The sequence below is a fragment of the Streptomyces canus genome, from assembly GCF_030815415.1.
Taxonomy (GTDB): Bacteria; Actinomycetota; Actinomycetes; order Streptomycetales; family Streptomycetaceae; genus Streptomyces; species Streptomyces canus_F.
Genome location: NZ_JAUSWW010000001.1, coordinates 7818009 through 7832839, shown reverse-complemented (window position 1 = coordinate 7832839; position 14831 = coordinate 7818009). Strand labels below are relative to the sequence as shown.

The window sequence follows — 14831 nt, the reverse complement described above, 5'->3', positions numbered from 1 at the left end:
CGACCGGATGGGCCGAACGGGTGACCCCGCGCGGACGCGCTGAGGGGCCGCATCCCTTGGCAGAGGATGCGGCCCCTCGATGTCGGCCGAGGCTCGGCGGCAGCGTTACGCCCCGATGGCGTGCAGACCGCCGTCCACGTGGACGATCTCGCCGGTGGTCTTCGGGAACCAGTCGCTCAGCAGGGCGACGACGCCCTTGCCGGCCGGCTCCGGGTCCTCCAGCTTCCACTCCAGCGGGGAGCGGCTGTCCCACACCGACGCCAGTTCGGCGAAGCCGGGGATCGACTTCGCGGCCATGGAGCCGATCGGACCGGCCGAGATCAGGTTGCAGCGGATGTTGTGCTTGCCCAGGTCACGGGCCATGTAGCGGCTGGTGGCCTCCAGGGCGGCCTTGGCCGGGCCCATCCAGTCGTACTGCGGCCAGGCGAACTGGGCGTCGAAGGTGAGGCCGACGACGGAACCGCCCTCGGTCATCAGCGGCAGCAGCGACATGGTCAGCGACTTCAGCGAGAAGGCGGAGACGTGCATGGCGGTGGCCACGGACTCGAACGGCGTGTTGAGGAAGTTGCCGCCGAGCGCGTCCTGCGGCGCGAAGCCGATGGAGTGCACGACACCGTCGAGCCGGTCGCCCAGGTGCTCACGGACCTGGCTCTCCAGGCGGGCCAGGTGCTCGTCGTTGGAGACGTCGAGCTCCAGGACCTTGACCTTCTCCGGCCGGGGCAGCTTCTTGGCGATGCGCTCGGTGAGGGTCGGACGCGGCCACGCGGTGAGGATGATCTCCGCGCCCTGTTCCTGGGCCAGCTTGGCGGTGTGGAAGGCGATGGAGGACTCCATCAGCACACCGGTGATGAGGATCTTCTTGCCCTCGAGGATTCCAGCCATGGTGTTCAGTGACCCATTCCCAGTCCGCCGTCAACCGGGATGACGGCTCCAGTGATGTACGAGGCGTCGTCCGAGGCGAGGAACCGCACCGTCGCGGCGATCTCCTCGGGCTGCGCGTAACGACCGAGCGGCACCTGCTTCACGATGTTCTCGCGCTGCTCGTCGGTGAGAACCTTGGTCATGTCGGTGTCGACGAAGCCGGGCGCGACGACGTTGAAGGTGATGTTGCGCGAGCCCAGCTCACGGGCGAGGGAGCGCGCGAAGCCGACCAGACCGGCCTTGGAGGCTGCGTAGTTGGCCTGGCCGGGGCCGCCCATCAGTCCGACGACCGACGAGATCAGGACGACACGGCCCTTCTTGGCGCGCAGCATGGCGCGGTTGGCGCGCTTGACGACGCGGAAGGTGCCGGTGAGGTTGGTGTCGAGGACGGACGTGAAGTCCTCCTCGGACATGCGCATCAGGAGCTGGTCCTTGGTGATGCCGGCGTTGGCGACCAGAATCTCGACGGGACCGTGCGCGTCCTCGATCTCCTTGTAGGCCTGCTCCACCTGCTCGGTGTCGGTGATGTCGCACTTGACGGCGAGGCAGCCCAGTTCCGCCAGGGCGGCCGGTGGCTCACCCGAGCGGTACGTGATCGCGACCTTGTCGCCGGCTTCGGCGAAAGCCCGGGCGATGGCGAGGCCGATGCCCCGGTTGCCTCCGGTGACGAGAACCGAGCGGCTCAACGGATCACCCTTTCCATAGCGGTCTGAACTCATCCGCCCGGCACCCGGAGGGCAGGCGGCTTCCTTCGAAACCTATCGGTCTGCCCCGGCGTGCGGACATTCGGGCACCGACAGTGGCTCGGGGGCCGCACTGTCGGGTCTCTACAGAAGACGGCGACCACGCACGGAAACGTATGGTCCCCGGAGCTGCGCACACGACATGATCGGAGTCCACAGGTCACGAGAGCAGGGAGATACCTCGGTGCCTCATACCATCGACGAAGCCTTCACAGCGCTTCCCCTACGCGCCCTGGCCGACGCCGCGCTGGCACGCGCGCGTGCGCTGGGCGCCGAGCACGCGGACTTCCGGTTCGAGCGGGTGCGCAGCGCGTCCTGGCGGCTGCGGGACGCCAAGCCCGCCGGTTCGTCGGACACCACCGACTCCGGGTACGCGGTGCGGGTCGTGCACGGCGGCACGTGGGGCTTCGCGTCGGGCGTGGATCTGAGCATGGACGCGGCGGCGCGGGTCGCCTCGCAGGCCGTGGCGATGGCGAAACTGGCCGCGCAGGTGATCAAGGCGGCGGGTTCGGACGAGCGCGTCGAGCTCGCCGACGAGCCGGTGCACTCCGAGAAGACATGGATCTCGTCGTACGAGATCGATCCGTTCACCGTGCCCGACGAGGACAAGGCCGGGCTGCTGGCGGACTGGAGCGCGCGACTGCTGGCGGCGAACGGGGTCAACCACGTCGACGCGTCGCTGCTGACCGTCCACGAGAACAAGTTCTACGCCGACACCGCCGGGACCGTGACCACCCAGCAGCGGGTGCGGCTGCACCCGTCGCTGACCGCGGTGTCGGTCGACGAGTCGAGCGGCGAGTTCGACTCCATGCGGACCATCGCACCGCCGGTCGGACGCGGCTGGGAGTACCTCACGGGCACCGGCTGGGACTGGGACAGCGAACTCGATCAGATCCCGGAGCTGCTCGCCGAGAAGATGCGGGCGCCCAGTGTCGAGTCGGGGGTGTACGACCTGGTCGTCGACCCGTCCAACCTGTGGCTGACGATCCACGAGTCCATCGGCCACGCCACCGAGCTGGACCGCGCCCTCGGCTACGAGGCGGCCTACGCCGGCACCTCCTTCGCCACCTTCGACCAGCTCGGCAAGTTGCGGTACGGCTCCGACCTGATGAACGTGACCGGTGACCGCACCGCCGAGCACGGCCTGGCGACCGTCGGCTACGACGACGAGGGCGTGGCGGGCCAGTCCTGGGACCTGGTGAAGGACGGCACGCTCGTCGGCTACCAGCTGGACCGGCGGATCGCGAAGCTGACCGGCTTCGAGCGGTCCAACGGGTGCGCGTTCGCCGACTCCCCCGGCCATGTGCCCGTGCAGCGCATGGCCAACGTCTCGCTCCGGCCGGACCCGGCCGGGATGTCGACGGAGGACCTGATCGGCGGGGTCGACCGGGGCATCTATGTCGTCGGTGACCGGTCCTGGTCGATCGACATGCAGCGCTACAACTTCCAGTTCACGGGTCAGCGATTCTTCAAGATCGAGAACGGTCGGATCACCGGCCAGCTGCGGGACGTCGCCTACCAGGCGACCACCACCGACTTCTGGGGCTCGATGGCCGCGGTGGGCGGTCCGCAGACCTACGTCCTCGGGGGCGCCTTCAACTGCGGCAAGGCCCAGCCGGGTCAGGTGGCGGCGGTGTCGCACGGCTGCCCGTCGGCCCTCTTCAAGGGCGTCAACATCCTCAACACGACCCAGGAGGCCGGTCGATGAGCGTCAACTTCGGAATCGGCTGGGGGTCCGGGGGTTACTCCCCGGGAAAGCACAGTCTCAACACGACCCAGGAGGCCGGTCGATGAGTCCTCGTACGAACAAGCCGCACGAGATCGTCGAACGTGCCCTGGAGCTGTCCACCGCCGACGGGTGTGTCGTCATCGCCGACGAGCAGTCCACGGCGAACCTGCGCTGGGCCGGCAACGCGCTCACCACCAACGGCGTCACCCGCACCCGTACCCTCACCGTGATCGCGATGGTCGACGGCAAGGAGGGCACCGCCTCCGGAGTCGTCTCACGGGCCGCGGTGACCGTGGACGAGCTGGAGTCCCTGGTCCGGGCCGCCGAGGCCGCAGCGCGCGGTGCGGCGCCCGCCGAGGACGCGCAGCCGCTGGTGACGGGCGTACCGGCGTCCCCCGACTTCACGGACGGGCCCGCCGAGACCTCCTCCGCGGTGTTCGCCGACTTCGCGCCGGCGCTCGGCGAGTCCTTCGCACGCGCGCGTGCGGGCGGCCGCGAGCTGTACGGCTTCGCCAACCACGAGCTGGTCTCCAGCTACCTCGGTACGTCGACGGGTCTGCGCCTGCGGCACGACCAGCCCAACGGGACGCTGGAGCTGAACGCCAAGTCGCCGGACCGTACGCGCTCGGCGTGGGCCGGCCGCTCCATGCGGGACTTCAAGGACGTCGACCCGGCCGCGCTGGACGCCGAGCTCGCCGTACGCCTGGGATGGGCCGAGCGCAAGCACGACCTGCCCGCCGGGCGGTACGAGACGCTGCTGCCGCCGACCGCCGTGGCGGACCTGCTGATCTACCAGATGTGGTCGGCGTCCGGCCGGGACGCGGCCGAGGGCCGGACCGTGTTCTCCAAGCCCGGCGGCGGCACCCGGCTCGGCGACCGGCTGACCGAGCTGCCGCTGACCCTGCGCAGCGACCCGAACGAGCCGGGCCTGGAGTCCGCGCCCTTCGTGCTCACGCACTCCTCCGGCGGCGACTCGTCGGTGTTCGACAACGGGCTGCCGCTGACGGCCACCGAGTGGATGCGGGCGGGCGAGCTGAGCAGCCTGCTGACCAGCCGGCACAGCGCCGGGCTGACCGGGCTGCCGGTGGCGCCGGGCATCGACAACCTGATCCTGGACGGCGGCGAGGACCGCTCCCTGGAGGAGATGGTCGCGAACACCGCGCGCGGGCTGCTGCTGACCTGCCTCTGGTACATCCGCGAGGTCGACCCGGCCACGCTGCTGCTGACCGGCCTGACCCGCGACGGCGTCTACCTCGTCGAGAACGGCGAGGTCACCGGAGAGGTCACCAACTTCCGGTTCAACGAGTCGCCGGTGGACCTGCTGGGCCGGGCCACGGAGGCCGGGCGCACGGAAAAGACGCTGCCGAGGGAGTGGAGCGACTGGTTCACTAGGGCTGCGATGCCGGCCCTGAGGGTGCCGGACTTCAATATGAGCTCTGTCAGTCGGGGCGTATAACCTCGTAGCTGGTTGTCACCCGACCGCCGTAGATCATCCAAGGAGATACGAGAACCGTGACGGACATCGTCGACGAGCTGAAGTGGCGCGGGCTGATCGCCCTCTCCACTGACGAGGACGCATTGCGCAAGGCGTTCGCGGACGGCCCCGTCACGTTCTATTGCGGGTTCGACCCGACCGCACCCAGCCTCCACCTCGGCAACCTCGTGCAGATCCTGACGATGCGCCGGATCCAGCAGGCGGGCAACCGTCCGCTGGGCCTGGTGGGCGGTGCGACGGGTCTGATCGGCGACCCCAAGCCGACCGCGGAGCGGACGCTGAACTCGCCGGACGTCGTGGCCCAGTGGGTCGAGCGGCTCCGGGCGCAGATCACCCCGCTGCTCGACTTCGAGGGCCCGAACGCCGCGATCATGGTCAACAACCTGGACTGGACGCAGGGGCTGTCGGCCATCGAGTTCCTGCGGGACGTCGGCAAGTACTTCCGGGTCAACAAGATGATCGCGAAGGAGGCCGTCGCCCGGCGGCTCAACTCCGACGCGGGCATCGGCTACACGGAGTTCAGCTACCAGATCCTCCAGGGCATGGACTTCCTGGAGCTGTTCCGCAGGCACGGCTGCACGCTGCAGACCGGCGGCAGCGACCAGTGGGGCAACCTCACCTCGGGCACCGACCTGATCCACCGGGTCGAGCCCGACGCCGTGGTGCACGCGCTGGCCACGCCGCTGATCACCAAGGCCGACGGCACCAAGTTCGGCAAGACGGAGTCCGGCACGGTCTGGCTCGACCCGGAGATGACCACGCCGTACGCCTTCTACCAGTTCTGGCTGAACGCGGACGACCGGGATGTCTCCAAGTTCCTGCGCATCTTCAGCTTCCGCTCCCATGAGGAGATCGAGGAGCTGGAGAAGCAGACCGAGGAGCGTCCGCAGGCCCGTGCCGCGCAGCGCGCACTGGCCGAGGAGCTGACGACGCTGGTGCACGGCGCCGGCCAGACCGCCGCCGTGGTCGCCGCGAGCCGTGCGCTGTTCGGTCAGGGCGAGCTGGCGGACCTGGACGAGAAGACGCTGACGGCGGCCCTCTCCGAGGTGCCGCACATCCAGGTCGCCGAGCTCGGCCCCGTCGTGGACCTGCTCGCCGAGGTCGGCCTGGTGGCCAGCAAGTCCGCCGCGCGGCGGACCGTGAAGGAGGGCGGGGCCTACGTGAACAACGTGAAGGTCGCGGCCGAGGACGCGGTTCCCGCCAAGGAGGACCTGCTCCACGGTCGCTGGCTGGTGCTGCGCCGGGGCAAGAAGAACCTGGCGGCGGTCGAGGTCACGGGCGCCTGAGCACACGGCGAGAGGGGCGGTCTCCCGTGCGGGAGGCCGCCCCTCTCGGCGTGGATGCTCTCAGATCCGCTGTTTCCGCTTGCCCAGCGTCGCCATGTACGCCATGTCGCCGACGCCCACGATGATGATCGCGGCGACGAGCTGGAAGGCGTGGCGGCTCCAGTCGATACCGGAGGTCTCGTCGACGCCTGCGGCACGCGCGATCGCGTTGCCCACGATGGCGCCCAGCATGCCGAAGATGGTCGTCAACCACAGCGGGCTGTGCTGCTTGCCCGGGAGGATCGCCTTCGCGATCAGACCCAGCACGAATCCCACGATGATCGCCCACAACCAGCCCATGGCTGCCTCCTAGTACGGCTCGACGTGAGCATTACGCCCAGTGTCGGCGCATGCGCTGTACGGCGCATGTCGAATGAGCCGTACGCGCTACGGCGCAGGTCGTTCGCCCGGGCGGGAGGTGCCCCGGTCTCGTAGGCGGCGCAGTCGCGGCGTAACGTAGGACGTGTCCGGGCCCGGAACCTCTGCCCGGGGGCGGAGTGGGTACGGGCCGGGGAGAGTCCGATGCGGGCGGATGGTGGAATGTGATGCGGAAGCAGCATGCGGCAGGCAACGCCCAGGTTTTCCGGATCACCGGAGCCCGTCAGGGGCTTCAGGACGATGTGCGCGGCCGGCAGCGGCGGTATGTGATCTCGATGGCCGTGCGTACGGCATCGGTGATCCTCGCCGTCTCGCTCTGGAACGTCGAACGGCACGTCGCCATCGTCGCGTTGGTGCTGGGGGCTCTGCTCCCGTACGTCGCGGTGGTGATCGCCAACGCGGGGCGGGAGAACGCGCCGTCCCTGCCGTCGACATTCGTGACCGCGCCGCTGCCTCCGATGATCACGCCGCCGAGTGCTCCGAGGGGCTCGGCGGAACCGTTCCCGGAAGACGCCGTGGGCGGTTCGGAGGCGGGTGTACCGGGCGAGCCGCGCGAGCGGACGTGATCTTGGCGGAGGGCCCGAATCCGGAAGTTTCCTCCGTACCAAGCTCAAGAAAAGCTCAGATCAATCATGTTGTTCCAGTGCCGGGCGACGGGTTACCCGTGACATACTTCCTACGCGCTCCGCATCCCCCGTCGGAGCGACAGACCGACGCCGGGCAGCTCCCCCCGTGGCTGCTCGGCGTCGCCTTGTTCACGGCACTTTGTGAGACGAAACAGTGAGTGAAGAGACCACCCCGATCTGCTCCGCGAAGGGCTGCCGCCTGGACGCCGTGTGGGTGCTCGCGTGGAACAACCCGAAGATCCACACGCCGGAGCGCCGGAAGACATGGCTGGCCTGTGAGGAGCACCGGGAGCACCTGTCCCAGTTCCTCGGCGTACGGGGGTTCCTGAAGGACGTCGTCCTGCTGAAGGAGTGGGAAGCGCAGGGACAGGTTCCCTAGCCGCCGATCGCGGACATCGGGCGGTCCGGCTGGACGAAGGTCGGGTCGTCCAGGCCCGCGCCCGCCTTCTTGCCCCACATCGCGACCTTCCAGATGCGGGCTATCTCCTCATCCGGGGCACCCGAGCGCAGGGCCGCGCGCAGGTCGGTCTCCTCGGTGGCGAACAGGCAGGTGCGGACCTGGCCGTCGGCGGTGAGGCGGGTGCGGTCGCAGGCGGAGCAGAACGGGCGGGTGACCGAGGCGATGACACCGACGACGTGCGGGCCGCCGTCCACCAGCCAGCGTTCCGCCGGGGCAGAGCCGCGCTTTTCGGAGCCCTCTTCGGTCAGGTCGAAGCGGGTGCGCAGGGAGGTGAGGATGTCGCCCGCGGTGATCATGCCGTCGCGCTTCCAGCCGTGCTGGGCGTCCAGCGGCATCTGCTCGATGAAGCGCAGCTCGTAGTCGTGCTCCACCGCCCAGGCCAGCAGGTCGGGGGCCTCGTCGTCGTTCAGGCCCGGCATCAGGACCGAGTTGACCTTCACCGGGGTCAGGCCCGCCTCGCGGGCCGCGTACAGGCCCTCGAGGACGTCCTTGTGGCGGTCCCGGCGGGTGAGAGTCTTGAAGACGTCCGGGCGCAGGGTGTCCAGGGAGACGTTGACCCGGTCCAGGCCCGCGGCCTTCAGGGCGGTCGCGGTGCGCTTGAGGCCGATGCCGTTGGTCGTCAGCGACATCTGGGGGCGGGGCTCCAGCGCTGCGACCCGCTCCACGATGCCCACCAGGCCGGGGCGCAGCAGCGGCTCGCCGCCGGTGAAGCGGACTTCCTCGATGCCCAGCGAGGTGACCGCGATGTCGATCAGGCGGACGATCTCGTCGTCGGTGAGCAGATCGGGCTTGGCCAACCACTGCAGGCCCTCCTCGGGCATGCAGTACGTACAGCGCAGATTGCACCGGTCGGTCAGCGAGACCCTCAGGTCGGTGGCCTGCCGGCCGTAGGTGTCGATGAGCACGTGGGCCCCCTCCCTCGTCTGCGGAACACTGTCGGAGCACTCGAGGAGCACTCGTTTCCCGTCACCTGCGAGCCTACGTGACCCGACTGACATCGACAGTGCCCGATCCCACGAGGTAAGACGCGGCCGCGTCGTAGAGACCTACGACGCGGCCGGTCACAGAGCGCTGCCCGGCGGACTCAGTGGGCGCCGGTGCCGGTCAGGGACCGGACCTCCAGCTCCGCGTACTTGCCGGCGTCGGGCTCCTCCTTGGACAGGACGGTGCCGAGCCAGCCCATCGCGAAGCCGAACGGGATGGAGATGATGCCCGGGTTCTTCAGCGGGAAGTAGGCGAAGTCGACGTCCGGGAACATCGCCTTCGGGTCGCCGGAGACGACGGGCGAGAACAGCACCAGGCCGACGGCGACGATCAGACCGCCGTAGATCGACCACAGCGCGCCCTGGGTGGTGAACTTCTTCCAGAACAGGCTGTAGAGGATCGTCGGCAGGTTGGCGGACGCGGCGACCGCGAAGGCCAGCGCGACCAGGCCGGCCACGTTGAGGTCACGGGCGAGCGCGCCCAGGCCGATGGCCGCGGCACCGATGAAGACGGTCGCCACGCGGGCCGCGCGGACCTCTTCCTTGCCGGACGCCTGGCCCTTGCGGATGACGTTGGCGTAGATGTCGTGCGCGAACGAGGACGACGAGGCGAGGGTCAGGCCGGCGACCACGGCGAGGATCGTCGCGAAGGCCACCGCCGAGATCGTCGCCAGCAGGATCGCGCCCCACGTGGAGTCGACGCCGCCCAGGTGCAGGGCGAGCAGTGGGGCCGCCGTGTTGCCGGACGGGTTGGATTCGATGATCTCCTTCTGGTCGATCAGCGCGGCGGCGCCGAAGCCGAGCGCGATCGTCATCAGGTAGAAGCCGCCGATGATGCCGATGGCCCAGTTCACGGACTTACGAGCGGCCTTGGCGTTGGGCACCGTGTAGAAGCGGATCAGGATGTGCGGCAGACCCGCCGTGCCGAGCACCAGGGCGATGCCCAGGGAGATGAAGTCCAGCTTGGAGGTGCCGGTCGCGCCGTACTGGAGGCCGGGCTCCAGGAAGGCGGAGCCCTTGCCGCTCTTCTCGGCGGCCGTGCCGAGCAGGTCGGAGATGTTGAAGTTGAACTTCAGCAGCACCAGGAACGTGATCAGGATCGTGCCGGTGATGAGGAGGACGGCCTTGACCATCTGGACCCAGGTGGTGCCCTTCATGCCGCCGATGGAGACGTACACGATCATCAGGATGCCGACGAGGGCGACGATGGCGACCTTGCCCGCGTCGGAGGTGATGCCGAGCAGCAGCGAGACCAGGACACCCGCGCCGGCCATCTGGGCCAGCAGGTAGAAGATCGAGACGACGATCGTGGAGGTGCCGGCCGCGGTGCGGACCGGCCGCTGGCGCATGCGGTACGCCAGTACGTCACCCATGGTGTAGCGGCCGGAGTTCCTGAGCGGCTCGGCGACCAGGAGCAGCGCCACCAGCCAGGCGACCAGGAAGCCGATGGAGTACAGGAAGCCGTCGTAGCCGAAGAGGGCGATGGCGCCGGCGATGCCGAGGAACGAGGCGGCCGACATGTAGTCGCCGGAGACCGCGAGACCGTTCTGGAAGGCGCTGAACTGGCGTCCGCCGGCGTAGAAGTCGGCGGCGTCCTTGGTCTGGCGGCCCGCCCAGACCGTGATGACCAGGGTCGCGACGACGAACACCGCGAAGAGGCTGATGATCAGTGGTCGGTGCTCGCTGGCCTCTCCGGCCGCGAGGACACTCTGCTGCGCGATGCTCATGCGTCGCCCTCCATACGGGACTTGATCGCCTCGGCCTTGGGGTCGAGCTTCGCGGCGGCGTGCCGGGAGTACCACCAGGCGATGATGAACGTGGTGACGAACTGGGCGATGCCGAGGATGAAGGCGACGTTGATGTTGCCGAACAGCTTGGTGCCCATGAAGTCGCCGGCGAAGTTCGACAGCAGGACGTACAGCAGGTACCAGGCGATGAAGCCGACGGTCAGGGGAAAGGCGAAGGAGCGGTAGGAGTGGCGTAGTTCACCGAACTCCGCACTCTCCTGCACCGCGGTGAACTCCTCGGTGCTGGGGAGTTTGTGTTGCTCTTTCGAGGGGGGCGGTGCGTCGGTAGCCACGGAGTCTCCTCGCGTTGCGGGTGCTGTTGCCACGGTGGACGGGGACGGGTCTGGGTTCGGGGACGGGTTCGGTACGACGGACATGTGACGGCTCTGTTCCTCACGGTGACCCAGGGGGGCTCGATCGTGCTCGCGCTCCCTGTCCAACGTCACGGCGGCACGCGAGGAGCGGTTCAACTGCCCGGGCTTCTTTCCGAAGTCACCTCGGGTAGGTCATTGCTGGCCAGCAACTTCGCGAGATAGCTTCGCCACTGCACCACCCGTCATGTACCTGCCCGAGCACCACCTGTGTTCGGGCGGTTCTCGTTTCCGGATGATGTGGAGACCCCATGCCTCATCTGCGTTCCAGACGTCGGCTCGCGCTCGCCGTGCCCGTCGTTCTCTCGCTGACCGCCTCGCTCGGCTTCCTGCCGGCGGCCGCCTCGGCGGCCCCGTACGCGGCGCCGGCCGCGCAGGCCGCGGACGCGCCCGACCTGTCGTACGTGGTCAACACCAAGGTGGACCGCAAGACGATCGCGTCGGTGAAGAAGGCCGTCGTCGCCAAGGGCGGCACGATCGTCATCACGTACGAGAAGATCGGCGTGATCGTCGTCCACTCGGCCAACCCCGACTTCGGCGCACAGATACGCGCGGTGCGCGGCGTGCAGTCGGCGGGTGCGACGCGTACCTCGGCGCTCACTCCCGCGAGCACCACGGACGAGGGCGCGGCCCAGATCCTGACGAAGGCACAGGCCGAGAAGATCGAGAGCACCTCCGCGGCCGACGCGGAGAGCGAGCCCCTCGAGGCCGACCAGTGGGACCTGCGGGCGATCGGCGCCGACAAGGCCGCGCAGATCAACCCGGGCAGCAAGAAGGTCACCGTCGCCGTCATCGACACCGGCGTCGACGACACCCACCCGGACATCGCGCCGAACTTCTCGGCCTCGCAGTCGGCCAACTGCGACGGCGGTGTCCCGAACACCACCGAGGGCGCCTGGCGGCCGTACACCGTGGACGACTACCACGGCACGCACGTGGCCGGTGAGATCGCCGCCGCCCGCAACGGCATCGGTGTGGCCGGTGTCGCGCCCGGCGTGAAGGTCGCGGCCATCAACGTGACCGACCCGAGCAACGGCCTCTTCTACCCGGAGAGCGTCGTCTGCGCGTTCGTGTTCGCCGCCGACCACGGCGTCGAGGTCACGAACAACAGCTACTACGTGGACCCGTGGCTGTACAACTGCCTCGACGACCCCGACCAGCGGGCCATCGTCGACGCGGTCAACCGGGCCTCGCTGTACGCCCAGAAGAAGGGCACGCTCAACCTGGCCTCGGCGGGCAACTCCAACGACGACCTCGACTCGGACGCCCTGGTCGACGACAGCAGCCCCGACGACTCCACGCCGGTGACGCGCACCATCGACCCGCACGAGTGCTTCGACGTGCCGACCCAGCTGCCCGGTGTCGTGACGGTCAGCGCCACGGGCGTGCAGAACCTGAAGTCGTACTACTCCTCGTACGGTTACGGCGTCGTCGACATCGCGGCCCCGGGCGGTGACCGGCTCTACCAGATCCCGGACACGCCGTCGAAGAACGGCCGCATCCTGTCGACCATGCCGAACAACTCGTACGGCTTCCTGCAGGGCACCTCGATGGCGTCCCCGCACGCCGCGGGCGTCGCCGCGCTGCTGAAGTCGACGCACCCGAAGGCGTCCCCGGCGCAGTTGCAGGCGCTGCTGAAGGCGCAGGCGGACAACCCGGGCTGCCCGGCCTCCTACGACCAGGACGGCGACGGCACGCAGGACGCGACCTGCGTGGGGGGCAAGCGGGTGAACGGGTTCTACGGCTACGGCATCGTCAACGCGCTGCGCGCGGTCAAGTAGCCCGCAGAGCACCCGCACGATCCGCTCGTACCGCTCGTACCGCTCGTACCGCGAACGAACTGGAGACAGCATGACAGCGCCTGACCCGCGCTTCCGCCGTGCGCTGGCCATCCCGATGGGGATGGCCATGGCGACGGCACTCGCGTTCCTGCCGAACGTCTCGGCAGCCGCGGCGGAGGAGTCCCCCGCGGCCGACGCGACCTCGCTCAGCTATGTCGTCAACGTCAGCCCCGGACACGGGCCTTCGAAGCATGTGCGGAAGGCGATCTCCGAGGCCGGCGGCACGATCGTCACCTCGTACGACCAGATAGGCGTGATCGTCGTCCACTCGGCGAACCCCGACTTCGCCAAGGTCGTGCGCACGGTGCGCGGGGTGGAGTCGGCCGGCAACACCCGTAACGCGCCGCTGCCCGCGCAGTCGACGACCGACGTGGGGACGCCGAAGGTGCTCAGCGCCGCGGAGGTCGCGGACGCCGAGGCGGTCGCCGGACAGGACCCGCTCGAGCCCCTGCAGTGGGACCTGCCCGCCATCAAGGCGGACAAGGCGCACGAGAAGTCGCTCGGCAGCAGCAAGGTGACCGTCGCCATCATCGACACCGGTGTCGACGACACGCACCCGGACATCGCGCCGAACTTCGACCGTGCCGCGTCGGTCAACTGTGTGACGGGCAAGCCGGACACGACCGACGGGGCGTGGCGGCCGACCACGGGGGAAAGCCCGCACGGCACGCATGTGGCCGGTGAGATCGCGGCCGCCAAGAACGGCGTCGGCATGACGGGTGTCGCGCCCGGTGTGAAGGTGTCCGGCATCAAGGTGTCCACGACGGCCGGCTACTTCTACACGGAGGCCGTGGTCTGCGGCTTCGTGTGGGCGGCCGAGCACGGCGTCGATGTGACGAACAACAGCTATTACACCGATCCGTGGTACTTCAACTGCAAGAACGACCCGGACCAGAGGGCGCTCGTCGACGCCGTCTCCCGGGCCTCGCGGTACGCGGAGAAGAAGGGCGCCGTCAATGTCGCGGCGGCCGGCAACGAGAACTACGACCTCGCGGCCGACGAGATCACCGACCCGGTCTCCCCGAACGACGGCACGCCCTCGAACCGGGTGATCGACCCGTCGCAGTGCCTCGACATCCCGACCCAGCTGCCGGGTGTCGTGACGGTCGCGGCGACCGGGGCGAAGGGCATCAAGTCGTCCTTCTCCAACCATGGTCTGGGCGTCATCGACATCGCGGCGCCCGGCGGCGACTCGACCCGCTTCCAGACCCCTGCCCCGCCGGCCACCAGCGGCCTGATCCTGGGCACGCTGCCGGGCGGCGGCTGGGGCTACATGGCCGGTACGTCGATGGCCTCGCCGCATGTCGCGGGCGTGGCCGCGCTCATCAAGTCGACGCACCCGAAGGCCTCCCCGGCCCTGGTGAAGGCCCTGCTGTACGCGGAGGCCGACGCGACGCCGTGCACCGACCCGTACGACATCGACGGCGACGGGAAGGTCGACGCGGTGTGTGAGGGGCCGAAGAACTACAACGGCTTCTACGGGTGGGGTACCGCGGACGCGCTGGACGCGGTGACGAAGTGACGCGGTGACGCTCACGCGCGCGTGACGTGAAGGGCCGGGCGGGTGCCGTCCGGCCCTTTGCCGTGGTGCGGCAAGATCTGCGGCATGCATGTGTATGAAGATCCCACCACCTGGGCTCCGGAACGAGTGCGGCCCAAGGGGCAGTTGGTGTTCCGTTTCGTCCTCACGGTCCTGTACACGCCCGTGCAGTTCCTGATGTGGCTCGTGGCGTTCGTCATTTTCCTGGCGATCAGTCTGGTCACGGAGATCATCACCGTGTTCAGCACCTCGTACGAACAGGGCTTGTTCAAGGCGGGGGACCGCGTACTGGACCCGTTGTCGAAATGGCCCGCCTGGTGCGTCAGCTGGCCGGAGCTGCGGCATGAGGGCGACGCCGCGTACTACCGGGCCCGGACCGAGAAGGCGGTCGGTCGCTGGACCAAGAGGGCCTCGGTCCCGCGCGACCCCAAGAAGCCGCGGCCGCCGGTCGAGTGCGCGATACCGCTGCGCCACTACCGGGGAGTGGGGGGTGCGTACGTCGCCCAGGTCGCCGTCGCGCAGGGCTGGGAGCTGCGGCCGACGGACGTGCGCAAGGAGGTGCGTCTATGGTGGTCCGCCGCGTCCCATATTGATTGAGTCAATGTTGATTTGATCAATGATGCATAGTGAAG

Annotated in this window: 14 protein-coding genes; 8 read left to right on the top strand and 6 right to left on the bottom strand. The window is 68.9% G+C overall.

Translation table 11 applies throughout. The features are described from left to right. Nucleotides 1–105: 105 nt before the first annotated feature. A complete protein-coding gene (gene fabI / locus QF037_RS36225; protein WP_266829110.1) occupies nucleotides 106–882 on the bottom strand; it encodes an enoyl-ACP reductase FabI in 777 nt (258 codons plus the stop codon). A 5-nt stretch (nucleotides 883–887) separates the two neighbouring features. Further along, the gene (gene fabG, locus QF037_RS36220) at nucleotides 888–1607 is read right to left on the bottom strand and encodes a 3-oxoacyl-[acyl-carrier-protein] reductase (RefSeq protein WP_266894307.1); all 720 of its coding nucleotides are present in this window, start codon (nucleotides 1605–1607) and stop codon (nucleotides 888–890) included. Nucleotides 1608–1848: 241 nt separating this feature from the next. On the opposite strand from fabG, the gene QF037_RS36215 reads away from it, so the two are divergent. From QF037_RS36215 to tyrS, 3 genes are all read left to right on the top strand, one after another. Continuing rightward, complete coding sequence (locus QF037_RS36215; RefSeq protein WP_307032583.1) at nucleotides 1849–3372, top strand: TldD/PmbA family protein; 1524 nt, start codon at nucleotides 1849–1851, stop codon at nucleotides 3370–3372. A gap of 82 nt (nucleotides 3373–3454) precedes the next feature. Then, entirely contained in the window at nucleotides 3455–4849 is a 1395-nt protein-coding gene (locus QF037_RS36210) for a metallopeptidase TldD-related protein (RefSeq protein ID WP_307032581.1), read from the top strand. Nucleotides 4850–4905: 56 nt separating this feature from the next. Next, nucleotides 4906–6174, top strand: a complete 1269-nt coding sequence (gene tyrS / locus QF037_RS36205) for a tyrosine--tRNA ligase (protein WP_307032579.1) — start codon at nucleotides 4906–4908, stop codon at nucleotides 6172–6174. Between the two features lie 60 nt (nucleotides 6175–6234). Here the strand turns inward: tyrS and QF037_RS36200 are convergent, their stop codons facing one another. After that, nucleotides 6235–6513 (bottom strand): GlsB/YeaQ/YmgE family stress response membrane protein, encoded by a 279-nt coding sequence (locus QF037_RS36200; protein ID WP_307032577.1) that lies wholly within the window; start codon nucleotides 6511–6513, stop codon nucleotides 6235–6237. Between the two features lie 245 nt (nucleotides 6514–6758). Between QF037_RS36200 and QF037_RS36195 the strand changes: the two genes are divergently transcribed. Beyond that, nucleotides 6759–7157 (top strand): DUF3099 domain-containing protein, encoded by a 399-nt coding sequence (locus tag QF037_RS36195; RefSeq protein WP_307032576.1) that lies wholly within the window; start codon nucleotides 6759–6761, stop codon nucleotides 7155–7157. A gap of 214 nt (nucleotides 7158–7371) precedes the next feature. Then, complete coding sequence (locus tag QF037_RS36190) at nucleotides 7372–7596, top strand: hypothetical protein (protein WP_266829096.1); 225 nt, start codon at nucleotides 7372–7374, stop codon at nucleotides 7594–7596. Here QF037_RS36190 and moaA read toward each other — a convergent pair. From moaA to QF037_RS36175, 3 genes are all read right to left on the bottom strand, one after another. Beyond that, nucleotides 7593–8582: a GTP 3',8-cyclase MoaA gene (gene moaA / locus QF037_RS36185; RefSeq protein ID WP_307032572.1), complete on the bottom strand. Its 990-nt coding sequence runs from the start codon at nucleotides 8580–8582 to the stop codon at nucleotides 7593–7595. The two genes, QF037_RS36190 and moaA, sit on opposite strands and share 4 nt — an antisense overlap. A gap of 179 nt (nucleotides 8583–8761) precedes the next feature. Next, nucleotides 8762–10387, bottom strand: a complete 1626-nt coding sequence (locus QF037_RS36180) for a solute symporter family protein (protein ID WP_307032570.1) — start codon at nucleotides 10385–10387, stop codon at nucleotides 8762–8764. Further along, on the bottom strand, nucleotides 10384–10740 hold the full coding sequence (locus QF037_RS36175) for a DUF485 domain-containing protein (protein ID WP_307032568.1): 357 nt from the start codon (nucleotides 10738–10740) through the stop codon (nucleotides 10384–10386). Before QF037_RS36175 ends, QF037_RS36180 begins: the two co-directional genes overlap by 4 nt. Before the next feature lie 329 nt (nucleotides 10741–11069). On the opposite strand from QF037_RS36175, the gene QF037_RS36170 reads away from it, so the two are divergent. From QF037_RS36170 to QF037_RS36160, 3 genes are all read left to right on the top strand, one after another. Beyond that, nucleotides 11070–12599 (top strand): S8 family peptidase, encoded by a 1530-nt coding sequence (locus QF037_RS36170; protein WP_307032566.1) that lies wholly within the window; start codon nucleotides 11070–11072, stop codon nucleotides 12597–12599. Between the two features lie 70 nt (nucleotides 12600–12669). Then, entirely contained in the window at nucleotides 12670–14181 is a 1512-nt protein-coding gene (locus QF037_RS36165) for a S8 family peptidase (protein ID WP_307032564.1), read from the top strand. Between the two features lie 84 nt (nucleotides 14182–14265). Then, a complete protein-coding gene (locus QF037_RS36160) occupies nucleotides 14266–14796 on the top strand; it encodes a hypothetical protein (protein ID WP_307032562.1) in 531 nt (176 codons plus the stop codon). Nucleotides 14797–14831 lie beyond the last annotated feature (35 nt).

Excerpts from the sequence above, each read along its gene's own strand:
- QF037_RS36210 (WP_307032581.1), top strand. The coding sequence starts at position 3,455 with ATGAGTCCTCGTACGAACAAGCCGCACGAGATCGTCGAACGTGCCCTG.
- QF037_RS36180 (WP_307032570.1), bottom strand. The coding sequence starts at position 10,387 with ATGAGCATCGCGCAGCAGAGTGTCCTCGCGGCCGGAGAGGCCAGCGAG.
- QF037_RS36200 (WP_307032577.1), bottom strand. The coding sequence starts at position 6,513 with ATGGGCTGGTTGTGGGCGATCATCGTGGGATTCGTGCTGGGTCTGATC.
- fabI (WP_266829110.1), bottom strand. The coding sequence starts at position 882 with ATGGCTGGAATCCTCGAGGGCAAGAAGATCCTCATCACCGGTGTGCTG.
- QF037_RS36165 (WP_307032564.1), top strand. The coding sequence starts at position 12,670 with ATGACAGCGCCTGACCCGCGCTTCCGCCGTGCGCTGGCCATCCCGATG.
- QF037_RS36170 (WP_307032566.1), top strand. The coding sequence starts at position 11,070 with ATGCCTCATCTGCGTTCCAGACGTCGGCTCGCGCTCGCCGTGCCCGTC.
- QF037_RS36195 (WP_307032576.1), top strand. The coding sequence starts at position 6,759 with ATGCGGAAGCAGCATGCGGCAGGCAACGCCCAGGTTTTCCGGATCACC.
- QF037_RS36160 (WP_307032562.1), top strand. The coding sequence starts at position 14,266 with ATGCATGTGTATGAAGATCCCACCACCTGGGCTCCGGAACGAGTGCGG.